This window comes from Kitasatospora sp. NPDC051914, assembly GCF_040680995.1.
Lineage (GTDB): Bacteria > Actinomycetota > Actinomycetes > Streptomycetales > Streptomycetaceae > Kitasatospora.
The window spans coordinates 23,968-46,523 of record NZ_JBFAXX010000063.1 but is presented as its reverse complement, the minus strand read 5'-3'; the positions used below and the strand labels follow the sequence as shown (position 1 = coordinate 46,523).

The following is a 22,556-nucleotide window of genomic DNA, read 5'->3' as shown; positions in this document are numbered from 1 at the left end:
GCGGGGGGGGGGGGGCCCCCCCCCGGCCGGCGGGGGGGGGCCCCCCCCCCGCGCCCCTGGGCCTCATCGCGGCGGAGGTGCCTGCCGCTGCACGGTCGGTGCGTCCCGCTCGTCCGCGGGGAGCAGCTCGACGCCGTGCCGCAGCTCCACCGCACCCGGCAGGTCGAACCTGCGCTCCCGCCGGGCGACGACGTGCCGCTCGACCGCCAGGGCCCCGGTCACCGTGCAGTGCCCGCACCGCACCGCCGCCAGGCGCCCCTGCCGCACCACCGCGACCAGCCCGGCCAGCGCGAACCTCACCGACAGCTCCATCGTGACGCTGCCGAGCTGGGCGCCGTCCAGCAGCAGGGCCACGCTCGGGCTGTTGGTGGAGGCGATGCGGTGGCTGGCCATCGCCACCAGTTCCTCGCTGTCGGGGGTGTCGCGGGTCCGGCGGGCGGCGGTCCGCAGTTCGGTGTGGCGGCCCCAGCCGGCGGCCGCGACGTCGAGGAGTTCGAGGCCGAGGAAGCCGTCCAGCATCCCGGCGACCTCGCCCTCCACGGCGCGCCCGGCGGAGGCGGTGAGTCCGCGGACACCGTCGACCAGGCCGCTGACCGTTCCCTGCTCGTGCAGCGATCCGGCGATCGCGTCGACCGGGTTCTCCCGTCCGGGGTCGAACAGGAAGTCCCGCAGGGTGACCGGCTCCGCTGCCGTGGTCGTGGTCATGGGTCCGTCTCCTCGATGGTGGGGTTGCCGGGGGCCGGGCGCGGTTCCAGCCGGACGGTGCGGCTGGGTCCGGCCCGGTCGGTGTGCTCGATCAGGACCGCACCGGCGGCGCCGGCCGGGTGGGGTTCGAGCCGGATGTGCCGGTCCGCCCAGCGCGGCCCGCGGCGGCTGTTCAACAGGTACGCGGCACCGGCGGCCAGCAGCACACCGCCGCCCAGGGCGGGGCCGACCACCGCGGCCGGGTTCGTGGACCCGCTGCCGACGCCGCCACCCGCGCCGTTCCCGTCGTCCCCGTTGCCGTTCCCGCCGCCTCCGCCGCCGTTCCCGTTGCCGTTCCCGCCGCCGCCACCGGTCGGCTCCACGGTGAACGCGGCGTCGTCCGTCATCTCCGGGAAGGCCGGGCAGGTGGCGGTGAGGGTCAACGTGCCCGCCTGCGCCTCGGCCGGCACGGACACCACCTCGGCGAAGTCGCCCGCCGGGTCGACCGCGGTGCTGACCGGCAGGCTCGCGCCCTCCCAGGCGAGCTCGACGTCGCCGGCGTCGCAGGAGAACCCCGTGCCGACGGCCTCCACCGGCTCCCCCGCCGCCCCGCTCCCGGGGTCGAGGGTGAGGGTCGGCCCGTCGGTCGCCCCGCCGCCACCACCGCCGTCCACGGTGAACGCCTCCCGGTCTCCGACCTCGGTGTTCCGGGCGCAGTACGCCTCGACGGTGTGCTCACCGGGCGACGCGTCCGACGGCACGGTGACGGGCTGCTCGAAGTCGCCCGCGGGCCCCGTGAGAGCGGTGGCGAGCCGGGTGCCGTCGTCCCAGGCCAGTACCGCCTCGCCGCCGGAGCAGGCGAATCCCGTGCCGTAGGCGGTGAAGGCGCTGTCGACCTGGCCGCGCTGCGTGTCCAGCGTCAGGTCGGCGTTCTCGGCCGCCGTGTCCTCCTCCACGACGAACGCGGCGCTGCCCGTCACCCACTTGATCGGCTCCGAGGTCTCCTTCAGCACCGGTTTGACCGCGCACTTCAGGGTGATGGTGTACTCGCCGGGGGCGGTGGCGGGCACGGTCATGGTTCCGGTGACCGTCTCGGCAGAGTTGACGGAGGCGGTCCCGCCCGCAGGGGTCGAACCGTTCCAGAGCAGCACGGCGGACGCTCCGGCAACGCACCCGGTGAAGCCGGTGCCGGTCGCGGTGACCTCCGTACCGACGGGTCCGCTCCGCTGGGACAGCGACACCGACTGGGCCCAGGCCCCCGGCGCCAGTACGGCGAAGGCCACCCAGACCACGAAGCCGAGCAGCATCGCGGTCAGACCACGGCCCACCGGCCGGCCGGTCCGTAACAGCAGCATCGTGACCACCCACGGGCGGTCCCGGGCCTACCCGGCGGGGCGCCCGGGGCGGGAGTCGACGGCAGCGGACGGCCGGGCCGGGCCGCACCGGGCCCTACCGGCCGAGCGGCGCAGGTGTCGGGTCATCACCGACCGCCCTTCCTTGCTCACTACTCCTCATCATCACCCACTGGACGTACACGCACCACCCATTTGCGGAAAGGCCGACCGCCTCGGAGAGTGGTCGGCCCGATCAGGGTTGACCCGGTGTCAGCCGTGACGACACCGGCGCGGTGGCGATGCCCACCGGCTTCGGCGTGCAGGCGACGGCCTTCCGCACGCTGCGTCACCGACGGCGGCGGCCGGAGCCCCGGGCGACCTCCCGCTACATCCAGAGGAAGGGGGCGCGGGCGGCGTAGGAGAGGGCCCGGGCGGCCTTGTCCAGGGTGAGGTCGCCGGGGGCGACGGTGGTGCGGCGGTCGGTGTAGCGGGAGACGGTGACCGTCAGGTAGTGGCCGACGGGCTCGACACGGGTGACGTCGGCGGGCTTCGGCGGAGGCGTCGTCGCGGTGGGCGGCGGCGTGGGGCCGGCAGGGGCTCCGGACGTCGGTGCGCCCGGGGATGCGGTGGTGCCGGCCGTCACGCTGGGCGAGGGGCTCGCAGTCGGTGAGGGTGCGTCGGACTCGGCGGTGATGAAGGCGAGCACGGACGGGTCGGTGAGGGCCTGCCGGGCCTTCTGGGCGCTCTGCTCGTCGGCGAAGCGGAGCACGGTGACGCTGGTGACGACCTGCTGGTCGGCATGGGTGAAGCCGACGGAGACGTACGCCTGGCAGCCGGTGTCCTTGAGCGGGTTCTTCTCGCGGTCGAGCAGGACCTCGGCGCAGTCGCCGCCCTCGTGGGACGCGGTGCGGTGGGCCTGCACGCCGTTCTGGTCGACGGCGCGCTGGCCGGGGAAGTAGTGGTCGGCGGTGAAGGCCTGGGCCTCCGTCAGCGGCTGCTCGGAGGCGAGGCCGGGGGCCGGCTGGGACTTCTTGGACTGGCCGCTGGTGCTGCCGAGGCCGGGTATGAGGTCGCCGGGGTTGGGGCGGCTGACCACCCAGCCGATGCCGGCGGCGGCCACGACGAGGGCGCACCACAGGGCCGTGCGGCGCCGGCCGGGCCCGAGCCGGCGCGGCTCGGCGGGCGTCTCGCCGTCGTGTCCGGCCGCGGTCTGGTCGGGTTCCCCCTGCGTGGTCATGCGGGAGATTCTAAGCAGATGATCAGCCGGGCCCGGAGGGAGGGCCCTGCCCTGGGGGCGCTGCGCGCACGAAGGGGGCGTACGTGACCTGCGCCACTACCCTGTGCGGCGACACTGTGACAACTCGCACACCGCCGAGCGGATCTTCTGGCGGGTTCCCTCTGGCGGAACGCGACGCGGCACGGGCAGGATCGGGCGCATGGATCTGCTCGACACCCTCACCGCCAAGGGCCTGCGCCGGGAACTGCCCACCCGGGAGGAGGCGCTGGCCGTCCTCGCCACCACCGACGACGAACTGCTCGACGTCGTCGCGGCCGCCGGCAAGGTACGCCGCCAGTGGTTCGGCCGGCGGGTGAAGCTCAACTACCTGGTGAACCTGAAGAGCGGTCTCTGCCCGGAGGACTGCTCGTACTGTTCGCAGCGGCTCGGTTCCAAGGCGGAGATCCTCAAGTACACCTGGCTGAAGCCGGAGCAGGCGGCCGAGGCGGCCGCCGCGGGCCTTGCGGGCGGCGCGAAGCGGGTCTGCCTGGTGGCCAGCGGCCGCGGCCCGACGGACCGTGACATCGACCGGGTGGCCGACACCATCGCCGCCATCAAGGACGCCGACGCGCAGGTCGAGGTGTGCGCCTGCCTGGGCCTGCTCTCCGACAACCAGGCGGAGCGGCTGAAGGCGGCCGGTGCCGACGCGTACAACCACAACCTGAACACCTCCGAGGCGACGTACGGCGACATCACCTCCACCCACACCTACGCGGACCGGGTGGACACCGTGCAGAAGGCGCACGGCGCGGGCCTGTCCGCCTGCTCCGGCCTGATCGCGGGCATGGGCGAGCGCGACGAGGACCTGGTGGACGTGGTCTTCGCGCTGCGCGACCTGGGCTCGGACTCGGTGCCGGTGAACTTCCTGATCCCGTTCGAGGGCACGCCGCTGGCGCAGGAGTGGAACCTCACCCCGCAGCGCTGCCTGCGCATCCTGGCGATGGTCCGCTTCGTCTGCCCGGACATCGAGGTGCGGATCGCCGGCGGCCGCGAGGTGCACCTGCGCTCGCTGCAGCCGCTCGGCCTGGAGATCGCCAACTCGATCTTCCTGGGCGACTACCTGACCAGCGAGGGCCAGGCCGGCCAGGCCGACCTCGACATGATCAAGGACGCCGGCTTCACCGTCGAGGGCGCCGACGAGCGGACCCTGCCCCGGCACCGCGCCGACGCGGTGGCGGCCGGCGGCTGCGGCGGTGCCTCCGCATCGCCGTGCGGCACGGAGGCGCACGCCTGCGGCACCGGCGGCTGCGGCCCGTGCGGCGGGCACGCCGAGCCGGCCGAGACCGCGGCGGACGTCGCCGCGGAGGTCGCGGCGGCCATTGCGGCGGAGTCCTCGGACGAGGCCCGGACCGACCTCGTCCGGGTGCGCCGGCGCGGTGCGGGCACCGAGCTGGCCCCGAACGCCTGATGGCCGACGTCCAGCACCTGCTCGACCTCGACCGGGCGCACGTCTGGCACCCGTACGGGCCCATGCCCGGCACCGTCACCCCGTACGTGGTGGAGTCCGCGTCCGGGGTGCGGCTGCGGCTCGCCGAACCGGCAGGCGGACACGACGAGCTGATCGACGGCATGTCCTCCTGGTGGGCGGCGATCCACGGCTACCGGCACCCGGTGCTGGACGAGGCCGTGCGCGAGCAGCTCGGCCGGATGAGCCACGTGATGTTCGGCGGGCTCACCCACGAGCCCGCCGTCCGGCTCGCGGCGAAGCTGGTCGAGATCACCCCGGAGCCGCTGCGGCACGTGTTCCTCGCCGACTCCGGATCGGTCTCGGTCGAGGTCGCGCTGAAGATGTGCCTGCAGTACTGGCAGTCGGTCGGCCGCCCGGCCAAGCGCCGGGTGCTGACCTGGCGCGGCGGCTACCACGGCGACACCTTCCACCCCATGTCGGTCTGCGACCCCGAGGGCGGGATGCACCACCTGTGGGGCGGGGTGCTGCCGCACCAGCTGTTCGCCCCCGAGCCGCCGGGCGGCTTCGACGCCCCGCTCGACGAGGCGTACGCGGGCGTGCTCGCCGACCTGGTCGAGCGGCACGCCGGCGAGCTGGCCGCGGTGATCGTGGAGCCCGTGGTGCAGGGCGCCGGCGGCATGCGCTTCCACTCCCCCGCCTACCTGCGGCTGCTGCGCGAGCTGTGCGACGAGCACGGCGTGCTGCTGGTCTTCGACGAGATCGCCACCGGCTTCGGCCGCAGCGGCGCGCTCTTCGCCGCCGACCACGCCGGGGTGTCGCCCGACGTGATGTGCCTCGGCAAGGCGCTGACCGGCGGCTACCTGACGATGGCGGCGACGCTGTGCACGGCGGAGGTCGCGGACGGCATCAGCCGCGGCGAGATGCCGGTGCTGGCGCACGGCCCCACCTTCATGGGCAACCCGCTGGCCGCGGCCGTCGCCAACGCCTCGATCGACCTGCTGCTCGGCCAGGACTGGCAGCTGGAGGTCAAGCGGCTCGAGGCCGGCCTCGCCGCCGGGCTCGCCCCCGTCGCGGACGCCCCCGGGGTGCGCGAGGTGCGGGTGCGGGGCGCGATCGGCGTCGTCCAGCTCGACCACCCGGTCGACATGGCCGCCGCCACCGCGGCCGCCGCCCGCGAGGGCGTCTGGCTGCGGCCCTTCCGCGACCTCGTCTACACCATGCCGCCCTATGTGACGAACGATCAGGACCTGGCCCGGATCACCGCCGGTGTCGCGGCCGCGGCGGTGGCCGGATGACCGTCCTCTTCGTGACCGGCACCGGGACGGAGGTCGGCAAGACCGTCGTCACCGCCGCGGTCGCCGCCCTCGCCACCGGGCCGGTGGCCGTCCTCAAGCCCGGCCAGACCGGGGTCGGGCCCGCCGAACCCGGCGACGCCGGCGAGGTCGCCCGGCTCACCGGGCGCGACCTCACGCTGCGCGAACTCGCCCGCTACCCGGAGCCGCTCGCCCCCGACACGGCGGCACGGCGGGCCGGCCTGCCCACCGTCCGCCCGCAGCAGGCCGCCGAGGCCGTCGCCGAACTGGCGAAGGACCACGACCTGGTGCTGGTCGAGGGCGCGGGCGGCCTCCTCGTCCGCTACGACGAGGACGGGCACACGCTCGCCGACATGGCGATCGCGGCGGCCGGGCTCGGCCTGGAACCGTCCGTGCTGGTGGTGGCGACCGCCGGGCTCGGCACGCTCAACACCACCGCACTGACCGCGGAGGCACTGGCCGCCCGCGGCCTGCCGCTGCACGGCGTGGTGATCGGCGCCTGGCCGCGGGAGCCCGACCTGGCGATGCGCTGCAACCTGGCCGACCTGCCGGTGGCCGCAGGCGCACCGCTCCTGGGAGCACTCCCCGCCGGCTGCACCGCCACCGGCGGAGACCCCTTCGTCACGGCGGCCCGCACCTCCCTGGCGCCCGCCCTCGGCGGTACCTGGGACGCGGCAGCCTTCACGGCCGCCCACACGGCCCCGTAGGCACCGGGAAACCGACAGGGGCCTGTGGGGGTACCTCCCACGCGCCCCTGAAAAAGCACTGGCCGGTCCGCCGGGGCACCGGGTCCTACTCGGCGAGCGTCTTGCCCGTCTCCAGGAGGGACTTGAGGTCGCTGAGGACCCAGGCCCAGCCGCCGCCCCCGCCCATCTCCTCGTCGTCGAAGGAGCCGCTGACCAGGGCGGCGAGCTGCGGGGCGCCGGCCAGTTCGTGGGTGACGGTGAGCCGGGTGGAGCCGTTCTTCTCGACCAGCTCGTAGGTGAGGCGGGTGAAGCCCTCGGCGACGAGCCGCGGGTCCATGAGCATCCGCCAGGTCAGGACCAGCTTGTGCGGCGGGTCCGCCTCGACGACCTCGCCGTCGATGACGGTGTCGGGGACGGTGAAGCCGCCCGCCTCGGCACCGTCCACCATCGCCTGGCTGGGGCGGGTGCGGTAGGGGGCGCCGGGCGTGAGGTTGTAGTCGGTGAGGCCGCCGTAGCCGTAGCGGTCGGTCCATTCGGGCTTGGTGATGGCGTCCCAGACCTGCTCCGGGGCGGCCTTGATGTACACGCGGTAGACCTGGGTGGTCGCCGCGGGCTCGGTCCCGCTCATGTGTCCTTCTCCAACTCTGCCTTCAGGGCGGCAAGTGCGGTCACGTGGCGTTCGGTGTACTTGTCGATCCAGCGGTCGTGGATGAGCCGGATCGGCACGGAGTTGAGGAAGTGGAGCTTCTCGCGGCCCGACTTGCGGGTCACGACGAGCCCGGCGTCCTCCAGCACGCGCAGGTGCTTCATGACGCCGAAGCGCGTCATCTCCAGCTCGGACTCCAGTTCGGTGAGTGTCCGCCCGTCGCGGGCGAACAGCAGATCGAGGAGGAAGCGCCGGGTCGGGTCGGCGAGCGCCTTGAACACCTGGTCGTCATCGGGCACGGCTCCAGAATAGGTGACCATTTGGTCACATGTCCACCGCTCGGCCCGGCACGCCGCCGGGAATCCGCCGCCGGAAACCTCAGGACACGCCGCCCAGCCGCAGCAGCGCCGTGGTCGCCGCGGCCGCGACCACCACCAGCGGGAACGGCGCCCGCCGCAGCACCAGCACGCCCGCGACCAGCACCCCCGCCGGGCGGGCCCAGCCGGCGAAGCCCTGCCCCTGGGTGAGCGCGGCGGTCGCCACCAGGGCGACCAGCAGGACCGCGGCAGCGGTGGAGAGCAGCCGCTCCAGCCCCTCGGAGAGGTGCAGGCGGTCGCGCAGGACGGGGCCGGCCAGCCGGAGCGCGTACGTGCCGGCGGCGAGCAGCAGGACGGCGAAGAGCGGCATCAGCGGGCCTCCCCGGCGGGTTCGGCGGCCCGGGCGGCGGGCGCGGGCGTGCGGCGCAGTACGGTGCGGACGGCCGGGACGAGGGCGGCGAGCGCCAGCAGTACGGGCAGGCCGGGCGGCAGGAAGGGGGTGGCGGCGACCGCGAGCACCGCACCGGCCAGGGCCGGGTTGCGGACGGAGCGGTCGGTGAGCGAGGGCAGCACCAGGGCGAGCAGGACGGCGGGGAAGGCCGCGTCCAGCCCGAGCGCGTCGGTGTCGCCGATGGCGCCGCCGGCGAGGGCGCCGAGCAGGACGGCGATGTTCCAGGCGGCGAACAGGGCGAGGCCGCAGACCCAGTAGGCGGCGCGGCGGGCCTTCGGGTCGCGCTGCCGGAGGGTGAAGGCGGTGGACTCGTCGGTGAGCACGTGGGCGCCGAGCAGCCGGTCGCGCCACCGGCCGCCGAGCACGTCGGCGACGGCGAAGCCGAAGGGCAGCAGCCGGGCGTTGAGGACGAAGCCGGTGACGACGGCGGCGATCGGGCCGCCGCCGGCCAGCACCACGCCGACCGCGGCGAACTGCGAGCCGCCGGCGAAGACCAGTACGGACATGGCGACCGGCACCCACGGCGGCAGGCCGCCGGAGACGGCGATCGCGCCGAAGGAGGCGCCGACGAGGGCGTCGGCGAGACAGACCAGGGCGATGTCGCGGAGCGTGCCACGATCGAGTGTTCGCAATGCCGAACGCATGTCCAGTAGAATGAACAGCAACCTCGGCGTTCGTCAAGCCGAACGGACAGCAGTCTGGAGCGAACACGTGGACGACGCGGACAACACGCCGGCGGTCGGCGGCCACCGGTCCTCGCAGGACCTGATCACGCTGATCTCCGCTTCGATCCGCCGGGAGCGCGAACGGGCCGGCCTCTCGATGGCCGAGCTGGCCCGCCGGGCCGGCATCGCCAAGTCCACGCTCTCGCAGCTGGAGGCCGGTGCCGGCAACCCCAGCGTGGAAACGCTGTGGGCGCTCGGCGCCGCCCTCGACGTGCCGTTCAGCCGCCTGGTCGACCCGCCGCGGCCGCAGATCCGGGTCGTCCGGGCGGGCGAGGGCCCGGTCACGTACTCCGAGCGCGCCGACTACGCGGCCACCCTGCTCGCCTCCTGCCCGCCGAACGCCCGCCGGGACATCTACCGGATCGACGCCCGGCCCGGCGGGGCCCGGCTCTCCGACCCGCACCTGCCCGGATCGGTCGAGCACGTGGTGCTCGGCAGCGGCAGGGCCCTGGTCGGCCCGGCCGACGCCCCGGTCGAGCTCGGCCCGGGGGACTACATCTCCTACCCCGGCGACGCACCGCACGTCTTCGAGGCGCTGGAGCCCGGCACCACGGCCACGCTCACCATGGAGCACGTCTGACCGGCCGGGCGGGCCCGGCTCAGTCGGTCAGCGGGCGCACCCAGCGGCGCCAGTGCTCCTCGCGCCGGTAGCCCGCCCCGGCCCAGGCGCTCTGCCCGAGGGCGTTGCGCTCCAGCACCATCGCGTCCACCCGGCGACCGCCCAGCCCGGCGAACCTCCGCTCGGCCGCCGCGATCAGCGCGCTGCCGACCCCGCGGCGGCGCAGCTCCGGGTCCACGGCCAGCCGGTAGAGGTGGCAGCGCCAGCCGTCGAACCCGGCGACCACCGTGCCCGCGAGCACCCCGTCGAGTTCGGCGACCAGCAGCGCCTCCGGGTCCCGTTCGATCAGCCGGGCCACGCCGGCCTCGTCGTCCGTGATGCTGGTGCCCTCGGCGGCGCGGGACCAGAAGGCGAGCAGGGCGGGGATCTCGTCGGGGCGCGCGGTACGGATCGCGATCTCGGTCATGCGCCCCTGTCTAACAGGCGCGCTCCGGGCGGACAGGACATTCCACAGGGTGGGACGGGCCGGGCTGACCTCGTGTCACCCGTCCCGTAGGCTCGGTCCACCCCCCGCCTGTGCGACACCCCGCGAGGAGCACCGTGCCGACCGCACCCACCGCAGATCCCGCAGCAGACCCCGCCGCCTCCGCCCCGGACGACTCCGCCGAGGCGGAGGAGTTCGTCCGCGCGCAGACCGCGGTCGGCGCCGTCCCCTTCGTGCCGGAGGTGCGGCTGCACCTGGCCGAGGAGGCGATCGGCCTGTGGGAGCGGACGGAGTCCGCCAAGGGCGAGATCGGGCTGCCGCCGCCGTTCTGGGGCTTCGCCTGGGCCGGCGGCCAGGCCGTCGCCCGGTACGTGCTCGACCACCCGGAGTCCGTCGCGGGCCGCTCCGTGCTGGACCTCGCGTCCGGCTCCGGCCTGGTCGGCATCGCCTGCGCCCTGCGCGGTGCGGCCGGTGTCACCGCCGCCGAGATCGACCCGTACGCGGTGGCCGCGATCGGCCTCAACGCCCGGGCCAACGGGGTGCCGATCGCCGCGCACTGCGTGGACCTGCTGGACGGCGACGGCGCACCGGCCGAGGTGGTGCTGGCCGGCGACGTCTTCTACGAGCGGGGCATGGCGCTGCGCGTGCTGCCGTTCCTCCGGCGGGCCCGCGCCCGCGGCGCCCTGGTGCTGGTCGGCGACCCGGGCCGGGCGTACCTGCCGCGCGAGCACTTCACCGAGGTCGCCTCCTACCGGGTGCCGGTGGTCGCCGACCTGGAGGACGCCCCGGTGAAGACCTCGGTGGTCTGGCGGCTCACCGGCTGAGCCCGCCCGCGGGCTCCGGTGCCCGAGCGTCACCGCCTTCGTACCGTTTAGATACCGAAGCCGTGATGAGCTGCGGAAACGCTCGCGGCGCGCGGGGTGCCCGAGTACCATCCGGCTGACGCCCCGGGGCGCGGTGCGCGCACACCGATGTGCCGTGCTGCCCCGCGGCGACTCTCGCGGGGCAGACGGAGGTCACCGCGCACTCGGCACCGCGCGCCAGAGCTGTCGCGCGAACGCGGGAAGGGCAGCGACTTGGCGGATCGGCTCACCGGAGGCGACTCCTCGCTGCTGCGTCGGATCAACGCGGCGGTCACCCTGCGGGCGCTGCGCGACGGACAGACCGTCACCCTGACGCAGCTCGTCGGCGACACCGGGCTGTCCCGGCCCACCGTCGAGGGCGTCATCGAGGGGCTGATGGAGTCCGGGCTGGTCGCCGAGGTCGAGCACGGCCAGGACGGCGGCGGACGGCGCGGCCGGCCCGCCCGCTGGTTCCGGTTCCGCGCGGAGGCCGGGCACGCGCTCGGCATCGAGATCGGCGTGCACGACGTCCGGGTGGTCCTCGCCGACCTCAGCGGCGAGATCCTCGCCGTCCACGCCAAGCCCGTCGACGAGACCCTCGACGCGGAGGATCGGCTCGGCGTCACGCGGACGACCGTCGCCGAGGTGCTGCGCAAGACCGGCGTCTCCCGGGACAACCTGTGGGCGGTCGCCGTCGGCACCCCCGGCATCGTCGACGGCGAGGGCACCGTCCGGCTCAGCACCGCCATGCCCGGCTGGACGGGGCTCGACCTCGGCGCCCGGCTGCGCCGCTCGTTCCGCTGCCCCGTCGTCATCGAGAACGACGCCAACCTCGCCGCCATCGCCGAGCACTGGAAGGGCGCCGCGGTCGGCAAGGGCGACGTCGTCTTCGTCATGGCCGGCCTCAGCCCGGGCGCGGGCTCGCTGATCAACGGCCGGCTGCACCGCGGTTACGGCGGCGCGGCCGGCGAGATCGGCGCCCTCCACCTGCTCGGCCAGGAGGCCACCCCGGAGCGGCTGCTGTCCACCACCGGCAAGCCGCTCGACCCGCTGGACGAGGCCGCCGTGGCCCGGGTGCTGCGGCTGGCCCGGGAGGGCGACGAGGTCGCCAGGGACGCCATGGACCGGTTCCTGCGGCGGCTGGTGCACGACGTGGCGGCGCTCGTCCTCGCCCTGGACCCGCAGCTGGTGGTGGTCGGCGGCTGGGCGGCCGGGCTGGACGGCGTGCTGGAGCCGCTGCGCGAACGGCTCGGCCGGTTCACGCTGCGGGCGCCCGAGGTGGCGCTGGCCGCGCTCGGTACGGAGGTCGTCGCGACCGGGGCGCTGCGGGTGGCCCTGGACCTCGTCGAGGAGCAGCTGTTCGCCGTCGACCCGCCGGGGGCGGGCGGGCGCTGACCCGCCGTCCGGCGGGCGACGGCAGGCGGGCCCGTCCGGTGCCGGACGGGCCCGTGTTCCGGCTCCGAACAGGCGTCGCGCGGTGAGCAGGTGTCAGGCGGAGCGGACCGCCTCGACCGGGGTGACCTCGACCGCGCCGGCCTCGCCGAAGGTGAGCTTGCAGGTGTCGGCCCGGTAGGTGCACACCGCGCGGGCGATCTGGCGGCCGGCGGAGGCGTACACGGTGGTGACCACCAGCACCGGGGTGCCCGGCGGGCGCTCCAGCAGGGCGGCCTGCTCGGCCTCGGCGACGCCCAGCTCGACCGTGCGGGACTCGCCGTCGACGCCGGCGCGCTCCAGCTGGCGGAGCACCGAGCGGGCGCGCTCGCCCTCGGCGGAGCCGACCAGCTGCGGCAGGGCCGGCAGGTGCGGGACGGCCGAGTCCGGCACGTGCAGCGACTCGGTGGCCATCACGCGGCCCTGCACCAGGCGCAGGCGGCGCACGGTGTGCACCGTCTCGCCCGGCAGGACGCCGAGGTCGGCGGCCAGGCGCGCGGAGGCGGGGGCGCTGGTGCAGTCGACGATCCGCCAGGACTGGTTGCGCGAGGCGCTCGGCCAGCCCTCCTCGCTGCTGCTCACCGGCACGCCGACCCGCGGAGCGGCGATCACGGTGCCGATGCCGCGGCGGCGGACCAGCCGGCCCTCCAGCTCCAGCTGGTCGAGGGCCTGGCGCAGCGTGGCCCGGGCCACGCCGAAGCGGGCGGCGAGCTCGCGCTCGTTGGGCAGCACCTGACCGGCGGAGAACTCCGAGTCGATGGTGCGCACCAGGACGGTGCGCAGGTGCCAGTACTTCGGCTCGGGAGCCGCCGTGAGCTGTCCTGCTTGCGCCACCGTGTCCTCCGCCCTGAAGGTGTGGGGCCGCCCGACCCCCGCCCGGTTTCGGCAGGTGGGGAGGGTGGGCTTTATCCGTCCTTCTTTATTAAAGGTCTTTGCAGTAAGCGACCCTAGGGGGTGGCGGAGGAGATGGTCAAGACCAATGACCGACCTCGACCGGAGTTCGGACAGTGAACGATCGTTCGTGATCTGCGCCACAGCGGGAAGCGACCACATCACCGATCCGGCGGGCCGGACGGTACCCTCCGGGGGTGATCGTGGTTTCAACAGTCAACGTCAACGGCATCCGCGCAGCCGCCAAGAAGGGCCTCGTCGAGTGGCTCACCGGCACCAAGGCCGACGTCGTCTGCCTCCAGGAGGTCCGCGCCGAGCCGGACCAGCTGCCGGCCGGGATCCGCGACCTGGAGGGCTGGCACGCGGTGTGGGCGCCCGCTGCCGCCAAGGGCCGGGCCGGCGTCGCCGTGCTGTCGCGCCGCGAGCCCGAGCGCACCGCGATCGGCTTCGGCTCGACCGAGTTCGACAGCTCCGGCCGGTACGCCGAGATCGACCTCCCGGGCCTCACCGTCGCCAGCCTCTACCTGCCCTCCGGCGAGGTCGGCACCGAGCGCCAGGACGAGAAGGAACGCTTCATGGCGGAGTTCCTCGTCCACCTGGACGCGCTGCGCCGCCGCGCCGCGGAGGACGGGCGCGAGGTGCTGGTCTGCGGCGACTGGAACATCGCCCACCGCGAGGACGACCTCAAGAACTGGCGCGCCAACCAGAAGAACGCGGGCTTCCTGCCCGAGGAGCGCGCCTGGATGACCCGCCTCTTCGACGACGTCGGCTACGTGGACGTCGTCCGCGCCCTCCACCCCGACCAGGCCGGCCCCTACACCTGGTGGTCCTACCGCGGCCGCGCCTTCGACAACGACTCCGGCTGGCGGATCGACTACCACATCGCCTCCGCCGGCCTGGCCGCCCGCGCCAACGACGCCGTCGTCGAGCGCGCCGCCGCCCACGGCGAGCGCTGGTCCGACCACGCTCCCGTCACCGTGCACTACGACCGCAGGTTCTGACCCGACGGCCGTCAAGGACGTCGTGAGCCGCACCTGACTCCTCCGACCGGGGGCCGGGTGCCACGGTCGACGTCCGGGGCGGCCGGGCCGTCAGGCGGCCGGTCCGGCGTCGTGGACGAGGATGGCCAGTTGGGTGCGGTTGTTGGGGCCCGGCTTGGTGAGCATCGAGGAGACGTGGGCCTTGGCGGTGGCCACGCTCATGTGGGGCTCGCGGCCGATCTCGGCATTGGAGCAGCCCCGGCCCACCGCGGCGGCCACCTCCCGCTCGCGTCGGCTCGGTCCGGCCAGCGCGGTCCGGGCACGGTGCTGCCGGGCGCCGTCGGCGGCCTCCCCACCAGGCTCACCTCGGGTGTGCCGCCCAGCATGACGGCCGGCCCGGCGCGGACCAGCGGATCGTCGTCCACGATCAGGAGGCGGACCGGACCGGTCATCGCGGCCACGGCAGCCGGGCCAGGAGCCGGAAGTCCCCGCCGGGGAGCCGGCCGTGTTCCAGCCGTCCGCCGACCAGGTCGACCCGTTCGGCGAGGCCGACCGGGCCGGCCCCGGCGCCCGGGATCTCCGACGGCAGCTCTCGGCGTCTTCGCCCTGATCGGCTTCCACCTGGTCGTCGGCTGGAGAACCTACCGGCTGTCGGTCCGGTAGCCGCCCGCCCCAGCCGCCGGCTCCCGAGCGAGCGGTGATGGTTCGTCAACCCTTCGGCCCGCCGCGTCCCGGGCGGCGCTCCCTCAGGACCGGCGCCCGCGGCCCGGGGTGCCCGTGCCGGGGGCGCCGGTCCCGTCCGTGCCGGGGGCGTCGCCCGTCGGGGCGGGGCGGACGGCCGTCAGGCCGTCCAGGACGCGGTCGATCGACCAGGTGAACTGCTCGGTGGAGATGTACTCGGCCACGGTGTCGGCCATCGCGGCGGTGCGCGGGAAGTGCTCGGCGGGCACTGCGCGCAGGGCCTCGCGGCGGGCGGCGACACGTTCCCGCTCGGCCGGCACCGGGCCCTCCTCCAGTTCCGCCACCTCCAGCGCGACCGAACCCAGCACCTGCACGATCAGCAGGTAGCAGGCCCGGGCCGCCTCGCGGGGGGCCAGCCCGGCTTCGCCGAGCACGGCGAGCAGGGTCTCGCCCAGGGCCAGCGCGTGCGGGCCGTCCATCGGCGCCGACAGCAGCAGTCCCACCGCGCCGGGCCGGGCCAGCAGCCGGGCCCTGAGGTCGGCCGCCAGCGCGTGCACCCGGTCCCGCCAGGGCAGGCCCGCGGATCCGGCCGCGGCGTGGTCCACCTCCGCCAGCACCCGTTCGGCCAGTGCCCGCAGCAGCGCCGCCTTGTCCGGGAAGTACGTGTAGACGGTGTTGGGCGCGACGCCGATCCCGGCCGCCACGCCGCGTACCGAGACCGCCTCGACTCCGCCCCGGTCCAGCAGGCGCAGTGCGGCGTCGACCACCTCGGCCTCGTCCAGCGCCCGCCGCCGCCCGACCCGTCCCGGCCCCGCCGCCCGCTCCGCCATCGCCTGCGCTCCTCTCCGCTGCGGTCCCTGTGCCTCGGGCTCCGCGTTGACTTTCATTTCTGCACACCGTACTTTATTTGCACACCGTACAGAAATGGAGTGAGCCGCATGTCACCGATCTCGCGCCTCCGCCGGCCGTCGCGCTCCTGGGCCTGGTGGACCGCCGGATTCCTCGCCTTCCCGGTCTCCGGGCTGGCCGGCCGCGCCGTGGCCGGGCCCGTCGACTCGCTTCCCGCCGCGATGGCCGGCGGCGCCGTCACCGGCCTGGTGCTCGGCCTCGGCCAGAGCCTGGCCGCCCGCCGCCGGCTCGACCCGCGCCGCTGGGTTCCCGCCACCGGCGCCGGCATGGCCCTCGGGCTGGCTCTGGGCGCCGCCGTGGTCGGCTACCGGACCTCGCCGGGCGCACTGGCCGTGATGGGCGCGTTCACCGGGCTGCTGCTCGGCCCCGCCCAGGCCCTCGCGCTGCCCCGGGACGCCGTCCGGCGCTGGGCCTGGGCGCTCGCCCTGCCGCCGCTCTGGGCGACCGGCTGGAGTGTGACCGCCCTGGCCGGGGTCGGCGTCGGAGCCCGCTTCACCGTCTTCGGCGCCACCGGCGCGCTGGCCTTCAGCGCCCTCTCCGGGCTGCTGCTGGACCGGATCCTGCCGGCCGCGAACCATCGGCCCGCCCCCTCCTCCCCCGCCCCGGCATCGGCCGGCCGCACCTCCGGGTAGGCCCCGATGAAGCCCGCGCCACGATGGCGCGGCGCTCCCGGTGGACGAACCGCCGGAGCTCCTCACGGCCGGTCGTCAGGCACGCCCGTAGGTGAGGAACGCGACCCCGCTGGACAGCACCGTGTGGCCGGTCAGCGTGAACGCGCGCGGATCGGCCTCGGTCTTCCCCGCGAACAGGGGGATGCCCGCGCCGACGACGACCGGGTTGACCTTGAGCACGAGTTCGTCGATCTCCGGGTAGAGGGCCCCGGCCAGCTCGCCGCCGCCGACCAACCAGATCCCCTTGCCCTCCTCGGCCTTGAGCTCGCGCACCTTCGCCGCCGGGTCGGTGGAGACCACCTCGACGGCCGCATCCGGGCTCTCGGCGAGGCTGCGGGAGAAGACGTAGTGCCGCAGGTGCGGATAGGCGTCGGTGATGCCGGCATCCAGCCCGATCTGGTACGAGCGGCGCCCCTCCACGACGGTGTCGAAGCGCGTGCCGGGCGCGGTCACCCCCAGCGCCGCGCGGGCGGGGGCCGGCAGCGTCTCCGGGTAGTGCGCGACGATGTGCTCCAGGTAGTCGGGCGTGACGTTGAAGAACCCGTCGGACGCGCTCGGGTCGCCCCCGTCCGGGCCGGCGATGAACCCGTCGAGCGTGGTGGCGACGTAGTAGGTCAGTGTGCGCATGAAGATCATCCTTCGACGGCGTAGTAGTGGAGGTTCTCGTCGGAGGAGATCCGGCGCAGGCCTGCCTTCTCCAGGACCCGCTGGGAGGCGACGTTGTCGTGGGCGGTGTCCGCGAGCACCCGCCGTACGCTCCCCTCGGCGAAGCCGCGGTGCAGCAGGGCGCGCAGCGCCTCGGTGGCGTAGCCGCAGCCCTCGACCTCCGGGGCGACGCCGTACCCCAGCCCCACCGCGCCCGCCTCGTCCGGCGGGCCGAAGAACCCAATGCCGCCGATCACCAGGTCGTTGCTCAACAGCACGATCTGCAGCGGCCCGAACAGCGGCTGACCCGGCGGCGTCGCCAGGTGGAGCCGCGCGACGTCCTGGTCGTCGGGCCTCGGGAAGCCCGGGCTCCAGTGGCTCTCCCGGCGGGCACCCGCCGCCACGCGCCCGGCTTCCTCGTGGGTGTACGGGCGCAGCCGCAGCCGCGCCGTCTCGATGCTGAACGGTGTCATTCCGTCTCCGTGTCCTCGTGGTCGTCGCCGAGTGGGGCGAACGGGTACGACGGTAGGCCCGCCACGACCGCCCGCGAATCGGTCACCATGACCTAACGCAACGCCAGATGCCTTACGGCGCCCGGGTAGACTCCCCGGATGCTCTACGGTCGGGCCGCTGAATCGGGCCAGCTCAGAAGCCTTCTCCTGCAGGCAGCGGAGGGTGTCAGCGGTGCGTTGGTCGTTCACGGCGAGGCCGGTATCGGCAAGACCGCGTTGCTGGACCACCTGGCGGCCGACGCGGGCGCGGCCCGGGTCCTGCGGATGACCGGCATCGAAGCGGAGACCGAACTTCCCTTCGCCGCCCTGCACCAGTTGCTGCGTCCCGCGCTCGACCGGCTCGACCAGTTGCCCGGGCCGCAGGCCGACGCGCTGCGAACGGCGTTCGGACTGGCCGCGCCCACCGGCCACGACCGCTTCCTGACCGGCCTCGCCGTCCTGACACTGCTGTCGGAGTACGCGGGCGAGGATCCGGTGCTCTGTCTCGTCGACGACGCACAGTGGGTGGACCAGGCGTCCTTGGACGCTCTGACGTTCGCCGCCCGCCGACTGGACGCCGAGGGCGTCGTGATGCTGCTCGCCATGCGCGAGCCCCGCCCGCTCGGCCTGCCGGAACTGCGGCTCGAAGCCCTGGATCAGGAGGCCGTGACCGCGCTGCTCGCCGAACACGCGGGGGCGAACCTGCCCCCGCACGTCCGGGACCGGGTCGCGGCCCAGGCCTGCGGCAACCCGCTGGCCCTCATCGAACTGCCCCGGGCACTGAGCGAGGACCAGCGCACCGGGCTGCTCGGCCCGCTGCCGGCCACGCCCGGAGACCCCACGCCGTCCAGCCGGGTGCGGGCCGCCTTCGGCACACGGATCGACCTGCTGCCCGAGGAGACCCGCTCCGTGCTGCTCGTCGCCGCCGCCGACGACACGGGCGAACTGGCCGTCGTACTGGGCGCGACCCACGCCCCGGTGGCCGTGCTCGAACCCGCCGAGACCGCCGGCCTGATACGTCTCGACGGGACATCACTGGTCTTCCGTCATCCGCTGGTGCGCGCGGCCGCCTACCGCAGTGCCACCCTGGCCCGCCGGATCTCCGCCCACCGGGCCCTGGCGGACACGCTGGTGGGTGCGGCACACGCCGACCGCCGCGCCTGGCACCTCGCGGCAGCCGCCACCGGCCCGGACGAGACGGTGGCCCGGGAACTCGACCGTGCCGCCGAACGCGCCAGCGGCCGGCAGGGCATGGCGAGCGCGTCGGCCGCCCACGAACGCGCGGCCCAGCTGAGCCCCGGCCTCGCGGACCGCCGACGCCGCCTTGCCGCCGCCGCACAGGCGGCCGCCGATGCCGGCCAGTTCCAGCGCGTCGCCGCACTCCTGCGGCGCGGCGACACCTCCGGCGCGTGGGGCTCCGTTCCGGGCCGGGACGATCCTGCGACTGCCGAACTGGCCCGGGTACGGGCCGCGCTCGAACTCAACGCCGGATCCGCCGTCCGCGCGGTCGAAGTCCTGCTCGCGGTGGACGGCGCCGGATCCGCCGTCCTCACCGAGGCCTTCCACGCCGCCCAGTCCGCGGGCGAACCGGACCTGATCGAGCGCGTCCGCGCCCGGGTACGGGCCACCTTCCCGGCAGCCTCCGGCACCCTTGCCGCCCTGGCCGACCTCTACGGCGGCGAACCCGTTGCGGCGAGTGCGTCGGACGGGGCGGCGCGCGACCGCGGGGTGCTGTTCAGCGAACGGTTCCTGGCCGCGCACGCGGCGCACGTGCTCGCCGACCACGGGACCGCCCGTGAACTCGCCGACCTCCTGCTCGCCCACTGCCGCTCCCACGGTCTGCTCGGCTGGCAGGCGACCTGCCTCCACCTGCTCGCCGAGACCCACCTCGCGCTCGGCGCACTCGAACCGGCGGCCCGCACGGCCGCCGAGGGGCTGCGCATCGCCCGGTACGCGGGGCTGGACCACCGTGCCTGTTACCTGCGCACCACGCTCGCCGCCTGCGCGGCACTGGAGGGGGACGAGGCCCGCTGCCGCGAACTGGCCGAAGCCGCACTCGCCCATGCCGGAAGGCACGATCTCGGCACCGCCGCCGCCCACGCCCACCGGGCCCTCGCCCTGGCCCACCTCGGTGCGGGCGACCCGGCACCGGCCCTCGTCCACCTCGATCGGGCCGACCGCCACCCGGCGGGGCCGCCGGTGCTGATCGCCTTCCTGCTGCCCGACCTCGTCGAGGCCGCGGCCCGCACCGGCACGACACGCGCCGGGGCCACGGAGCGCGTCGAGCGGTGGGCCGACCGGTCCGGCCGGCCGGCCGCCCTCGCCCTGGCGGCCCGCTGCCGCGCCCTCGGCGCCGAGGACGCGGAGGCCGAAGACCTGTTCACCACGGCCGTCGCCCACGGCGAGCGTGCGGGCGGCGGCCTGGAGCTCGCCCGGACCCGGCTGCTGTACGGCGAGTGGCTCCGCCGCCGCCGTCGCCGGTCCGACGCGCGGCGCGTCCTGCGGGAGGCCCTGGAATCCTTCGAGAAGACCGGGGCCCGGCCCTGGGCGGAACGAGCCCGCGCCGAGCTCCGCGGCACCGGCGAGGTGATCGACTCCACCAGCGCCACCGGCACCCCGCTCGGCCGGCTCACCCCGCAGGAACGAGAGGTGGTCCGCCTGGCCGCCGCCGGTCACAGCAACCGGGAGATCGCCGCCCAGCTCTTCCTCAGCCCCCGCACCGTCGGGCACCACCTCTACCGCGCCTTCCCCAAACTGGGTGTCACCTCCCGTGACCAGCTCACGGAAGTCCCGGGGTCCCCTTGATCCGGCCACCGGCCGACGGCACGGGCGCTCGTCCTCGGAGGTCGCCCTGCACCAGGGCGTGCAGGTGCTGGTCGTGCCATCCGTCCGCATGCAGCAGCGCGCTGCGCATGGTGCCCTCCAGGACGTACCCGGCCTTCCCCGCCACCCGGCAGGAGGCGGGATTGGCCACGGAGTGGCAGAGCGTCAGCCGGTGCAGGCCGAGGTCCTCCAGGGCCCACCGGCTGAGGCGGCGGGTGGCCTCGACGGCGGCGCCACGGCCGCGGGCTGCGGGCAGCAGCCAGTAGACGATCTCGGCACTGCCCTCCTCCAGGTCGAGGTGGCCCCAGCCGATCAGGCCGAGTGCCTCGCCGCCGTCCTCTCGGGCGACGGCCCAGACGGCGGCCTGCTCGGCCCGCCAACGCTCGTGCATGCGCTCGATCCGGCGGCGGGCTGCGTCCGCCGACGGCACGTCCAGCCGGTTCCACTGCCGGATGCCCGGGTCCAGGCCGGCCGCCGCCAGGGCGTCTGCGTCGTCGAGCCGCCACGGACGCAACTCCAGGCCGCCGGGGAGGCCGAGCACGGGCTGCTCCATCGCGGCCATCCGGCCGGGGGCGACAACGGAGGGTACGGGTTCGCTGTTGATCACCGCCGCATCGTGCACGCATCGTCCGGGACGTCACAAGTGGTTTCCGGCGCAGGAGAGGCCGAAGCCGAACGCGTCTGCGTGATCCTCGGTGCCACGCGTTCGCTGGTCCACGAGGCGTCGGCGGCGTACTCCCACTGCTCCAACCGTGCTTCGAGCTCTCCGGACAGCTGCTCACCGAACAGCCGGGCGGAACTCGTGAGGGGCTTCCCGCCCTCGCGCACCAGGACCTCGTGACGCCAGCCACACGCCGACGTGTCCGGACCCCGGCCGGTCAGGCCGGTACCGCCCTGCTGAAGTGGGCGTAGACGACCACGCTTCCCTGGTAGCCGGTGCTCTTGGTGTAGGTGCCGCCGCAAGTGATCAGCCGTAGTTGGGGCCGGTCCGCGTCGCCGTACACCTGGTCGCCGGGCACGGCGTTCTTCGGGTAGACCTCGACGGCGTCGACGGTGAACTCCGCGGTGCTCCGGTCGGCCCGGACGATGTCGATGGTGTCGCTCCGGTGCAGGGCGCCCAGGCCGTAGAAGACGGCCGGGCCCTTGGCCGTGTCCACGTGGCCGTCGATGACCGCGTTTCCGACGGTGCCCGGGGCCGCGCTCTGCCGGTACCAGCCGGCGAGGTTCCGGTCGTCCGCCGACGGTGCCGGCAGATTCCCGGCCGCGTCCACTTCGACCTCGGCGACCGGCGCGTCGACGCCGATGCTCGGGATGCGGATGCGGACGGGCTTCGAGAAACCCATCCCGACCGCGGCGGGCACGGTCGCGGCCGGGTCCCGGGACGTGCCGGGCGACGCGCTCGGCCAGGCGTCCGCCGCGGCCGGCCGCGGCGGAGCCGAGGTCCGGGTACCGGCGTGGATCAGCCCGGCCCCGCTGCCGACGACGGCGACCGCCGCGATGAGCGCGACGTGCGTCCCGAGCCGCCCGCGCCCCGTCCGACCGGCCGACGGCGCTCCACCGGGCAGCGCACGCCGGCCGGACCGTTGCCGGATCCTTCGCGTCACGCCCTGCTGCCGGCCGAACGGCGGCGCAGCACGACGGCGCCGCCCACCAGTCCGACCGCGACCAGAGCGCCACCGGCCGCGGTGGCGGCGGTGTTCACCCCGGTCACCGAACCGCCGGTGCCGGCCAGCGAGGACTTCGGCACGAAGGCGGTGGTGGTGGGAACCTGGTCCGCGGGGCAGCTGACCACCGCGTGGGCCCCCTGGAAACTCACCTTCACCGACTTGTCCGCCAGGGTCTCGAACTGGGCGCCGGCCGGCGTGGTGAACTTCGTGCCGGGGCCGTCGGTGCTGAGGATCTTGCCGCCCTCGGTGATGGCCACCACGACCCTGCCGACGCCTTCGCAGGCGACGATGTCCCCGCTCTTGACCACGAGACTGCCGCCCTCGGTGCGACCCGTGAAGGGGGAGGACGAGCCGTCGGCGTACGCGGGGCCGGCGAGCGTGGCCGTCGCGACGAGTATCCCGGTCGCGACTGCCGCGGCCGCGCAGGCCGCCCTGCTGATCCGAGCTGACATTGGTGCTCCTCGTACATCGCGGGACCGGCGGTATCTCCGCGGTCCGGTGCACGACGATCCCCAAACTAATCCTTTTATATGACCGCCAAACGGGCGCTCCTGAGAATGCACCAGGTCAGCGGGTCGACCGGTCACTCGATCTGCTCAACCCTCGGCCCCGTCGGCCCAGTCGGTTCGGCACACCGCCCGA

The 22,556-nt window shown here is 74.9% G+C and carries 24 protein-coding genes and 1 pseudogene; 9 read left to right on the top strand and 16 right to left on the bottom strand.

Annotated features, from left to right (window positions below; translation table 11 throughout):
* Positions 1-63: 63 nt before the first annotated feature.
* The 3 genes from AB0M03_RS32075 to AB0M03_RS32065 all read right to left on the bottom strand — a co-directional run bounded on the left by AB0M03_RS32075 (position 64) and on the right by AB0M03_RS32065 (position 3,255).
* On the bottom strand, positions 64-705 hold the full coding sequence (locus tag AB0M03_RS32075; protein ID WP_363497988.1) for a hypothetical protein: 642 nt from the start codon (positions 703-705) through the stop codon (positions 64-66).
* Positions 702-2,039: a hypothetical protein gene (locus AB0M03_RS32070; RefSeq protein ID WP_363497985.1), complete on the bottom strand. Its 1,338-nt coding sequence runs from the start codon at positions 2,037-2,039 to the stop codon at positions 702-704. The genes AB0M03_RS32075 and AB0M03_RS32070 overlap by 4 nt, the downstream gene beginning before the upstream one ends.
* 364 nt (positions 2,040-2,403) lie before the next feature.
* The gene (locus AB0M03_RS32065) at positions 2,404-3,255 is read right to left on the bottom strand and encodes a hypothetical protein (RefSeq protein ID WP_363497982.1); all 852 of its coding nucleotides are present in this window, start codon (positions 3,253-3,255) and stop codon (positions 2,404-2,406) included.
* Positions 3,256-3,454: 199 nt separating this feature from the next.
* Here AB0M03_RS32065 and bioB point away from each other — a divergent pair, with 199 nt between their 5' ends.
* From bioB to bioD, 3 genes are read left to right on the top strand one after another with little or no spacing between them, the layout of a single operon-like run.
* Positions 3,455-4,702, top strand: a complete 1,248-nt coding sequence (bioB, locus tag AB0M03_RS32060; protein WP_363497979.1) for a biotin synthase BioB — start codon at positions 3,455-3,457, stop codon at positions 4,700-4,702.
* Positions 4,702-5,997 (top strand): adenosylmethionine--8-amino-7-oxononanoate transaminase, encoded by a 1,296-nt coding sequence (locus AB0M03_RS32055; protein ID WP_363497976.1) that lies wholly within the window; start codon positions 4,702-4,704, stop codon positions 5,995-5,997. Before bioB ends, AB0M03_RS32055 begins: the two co-directional genes overlap by 1 nt.
* Positions 5,994-6,722, top strand: coding sequence for a dethiobiotin synthase (gene bioD, locus AB0M03_RS32050; RefSeq protein ID WP_363497973.1), 729 nt, complete (start codon positions 5,994-5,996; stop codon positions 6,720-6,722). The genes AB0M03_RS32055 and bioD overlap by 4 nt, the downstream gene beginning before the upstream one ends.
* An 85-nt stretch (positions 6,723-6,807) precedes the next feature.
* Here the strand turns inward: bioD and AB0M03_RS32045 are convergent, their stop codons facing one another.
* The 4 genes from AB0M03_RS32045 to AB0M03_RS32030 all read right to left on the bottom strand — a co-directional run bounded on the left by AB0M03_RS32045 (position 6,808) and on the right by AB0M03_RS32030 (position 8,759).
* On the bottom strand, positions 6,808-7,329 hold the full coding sequence (locus AB0M03_RS32045; protein ID WP_363497970.1) for an SRPBCC domain-containing protein: 522 nt from the start codon (positions 7,327-7,329) through the stop codon (positions 6,808-6,810).
* A complete protein-coding gene (locus AB0M03_RS32040; RefSeq protein ID WP_363497967.1) occupies positions 7,326-7,646 on the bottom strand; it encodes a metalloregulator ArsR/SmtB family transcription factor in 321 nt (106 codons plus the stop codon). The genes AB0M03_RS32045 and AB0M03_RS32040 overlap by 4 nt, the downstream gene beginning before the upstream one ends.
* Before the next feature lie 79 nt (positions 7,647-7,725).
* Positions 7,726-8,034, bottom strand: a complete 309-nt coding sequence (locus AB0M03_RS32035) for an AzlD domain-containing protein (protein WP_363497964.1) — start codon at positions 8,032-8,034, stop codon at positions 7,726-7,728.
* Positions 8,034-8,759 carry an AzlC family ABC transporter permease gene (locus AB0M03_RS32030; protein WP_363497961.1) on the bottom strand — a complete coding sequence of 242 codons (726 nt, stop codon included), beginning with the start codon at positions 8,757-8,759 and terminating at the stop codon, positions 8,034-8,036. Before AB0M03_RS32030 ends, AB0M03_RS32035 begins: the two co-directional genes overlap by 1 nt.
* Positions 8,760-8,883: 124 nt before the next feature.
* Between AB0M03_RS32030 and AB0M03_RS32025 the strand changes: the two genes are divergently transcribed.
* A complete protein-coding gene (locus tag AB0M03_RS32025; protein ID WP_363497994.1) occupies positions 8,884-9,420 on the top strand; it encodes an XRE family transcriptional regulator in 537 nt (178 codons plus the stop codon).
* Positions 9,421-9,439: 19 nt separating this feature from the next.
* On the opposite strand, the gene AB0M03_RS32020 is transcribed toward AB0M03_RS32025, so the two are convergent.
* Positions 9,440-9,865: a GNAT family N-acetyltransferase gene (locus AB0M03_RS32020; protein WP_363497958.1), complete on the bottom strand. Its 426-nt coding sequence runs from the start codon at positions 9,863-9,865 to the stop codon at positions 9,440-9,442.
* Between the two features lie 134 nt (positions 9,866-9,999).
* On the opposite strand from AB0M03_RS32020, the gene AB0M03_RS32015 reads away from it, so the two are divergent.
* Positions 10,000-10,707: a methyltransferase gene (locus AB0M03_RS32015; RefSeq protein WP_363497956.1), complete on the top strand. Its 708-nt coding sequence runs from the start codon at positions 10,000-10,002 to the stop codon at positions 10,705-10,707.
* A gap of 252 nt (positions 10,708-10,959) precedes the next feature.
* A complete protein-coding gene (locus AB0M03_RS32010) occupies positions 10,960-12,120 on the top strand; it encodes an ROK family protein (RefSeq protein ID WP_363497953.1) in 1,161 nt (386 codons plus the stop codon).
* 93 nt (positions 12,121-12,213) lie between these two features.
* Here AB0M03_RS32010 and AB0M03_RS32005 read toward each other — a convergent pair whose 3' ends face one another.
* Positions 12,214-12,990, bottom strand: coding sequence for a GntR family transcriptional regulator (locus tag AB0M03_RS32005; RefSeq protein WP_363497950.1), 777 nt, complete (start codon positions 12,988-12,990; stop codon positions 12,214-12,216).
* A 254-nt stretch (positions 12,991-13,244) separates the two neighbouring features.
* Between AB0M03_RS32005 and AB0M03_RS32000 the strand changes: the two genes are divergently transcribed.
* Positions 13,245-14,048, top strand: coding sequence for an exodeoxyribonuclease III (locus tag AB0M03_RS32000; protein ID WP_363497948.1), 804 nt, complete (start codon positions 13,245-13,247; stop codon positions 14,046-14,048).
* A 90-nt stretch (positions 14,049-14,138) separates the two neighbouring features.
* Here the strand turns inward: AB0M03_RS32000 and AB0M03_RS31995 are convergent.
* Positions 14,139-14,360 (bottom strand): annotated as a pseudogene (locus tag AB0M03_RS31995) (LuxR C-terminal-related transcriptional regulator); the annotation flags it as partial.
* 413 nt (positions 14,361-14,773) lie between these two features.
* Complete coding sequence (locus AB0M03_RS31990; RefSeq protein WP_363497945.1) at positions 14,774-15,538, bottom strand: TetR/AcrR family transcriptional regulator C-terminal domain-containing protein; 765 nt, start codon at positions 15,536-15,538, stop codon at positions 14,774-14,776.
* 108 nt (positions 15,539-15,646) lie between these two features.
* On the opposite strand from AB0M03_RS31990, the gene AB0M03_RS31985 reads away from it, so the two are divergent.
* Positions 15,647-16,249 (top strand): hypothetical protein, encoded by a 603-nt coding sequence (locus tag AB0M03_RS31985; RefSeq protein WP_363497942.1) that lies wholly within the window; start codon positions 15,647-15,649, stop codon positions 16,247-16,249.
* 75 nt (positions 16,250-16,324) lie between these two features.
* Here AB0M03_RS31985 and AB0M03_RS31980 read toward each other — a convergent pair whose 3' ends face one another.
* Together AB0M03_RS31980 and AB0M03_RS31975 are read right to left on the bottom strand one after the other, a co-directional pair.
* Positions 16,325-16,915: a dihydrofolate reductase family protein gene (locus AB0M03_RS31980; RefSeq protein WP_363497939.1), complete on the bottom strand. Its 591-nt coding sequence runs from the start codon at positions 16,913-16,915 to the stop codon at positions 16,325-16,327.
* 5 nt (positions 16,916-16,920) lie between these two features.
* A complete protein-coding gene (locus AB0M03_RS31975) occupies positions 16,921-17,406 on the bottom strand; it encodes a GNAT family N-acetyltransferase (protein ID WP_363497936.1) in 486 nt (161 codons plus the stop codon).
* A 138-nt stretch (positions 17,407-17,544) separates the two neighbouring features.
* Here AB0M03_RS31975 and AB0M03_RS31970 point away from each other — a divergent pair, with 138 nt between their 5' ends.
* Entirely contained in the window at positions 17,545-20,229 is a 2,685-nt protein-coding gene (locus AB0M03_RS31970) for an AAA family ATPase (protein ID WP_363497933.1), read from the top strand.
* Here the strand turns inward: AB0M03_RS31970 and AB0M03_RS31965 are convergent.
* The 3 genes from AB0M03_RS31965 to AB0M03_RS31955 all read right to left on the bottom strand — a co-directional run bounded on the left by AB0M03_RS31965 (position 20,204) and on the right by AB0M03_RS31955 (position 22,366).
* Positions 20,204-20,854, bottom strand: coding sequence for a GNAT family N-acetyltransferase (locus AB0M03_RS31965; protein WP_363497930.1), 651 nt, complete (start codon positions 20,852-20,854; stop codon positions 20,204-20,206). The two genes, AB0M03_RS31970 and AB0M03_RS31965, sit on opposite strands and share 26 nt — an antisense overlap.
* Positions 20,855-21,125: 271 nt before the next feature.
* Positions 21,126-21,590: a class F sortase gene (locus tag AB0M03_RS31960; RefSeq protein ID WP_363497927.1), complete on the bottom strand. Its 465-nt coding sequence runs from the start codon at positions 21,588-21,590 to the stop codon at positions 21,126-21,128.
* Between the two features lie 257 nt (positions 21,591-21,847).
* Entirely contained in the window at positions 21,848-22,366 is a 519-nt protein-coding gene (locus AB0M03_RS31955) for a hypothetical protein (RefSeq protein WP_363497924.1), read from the bottom strand.
* Positions 22,367-22,556: the final 190 nt, after the last annotated feature.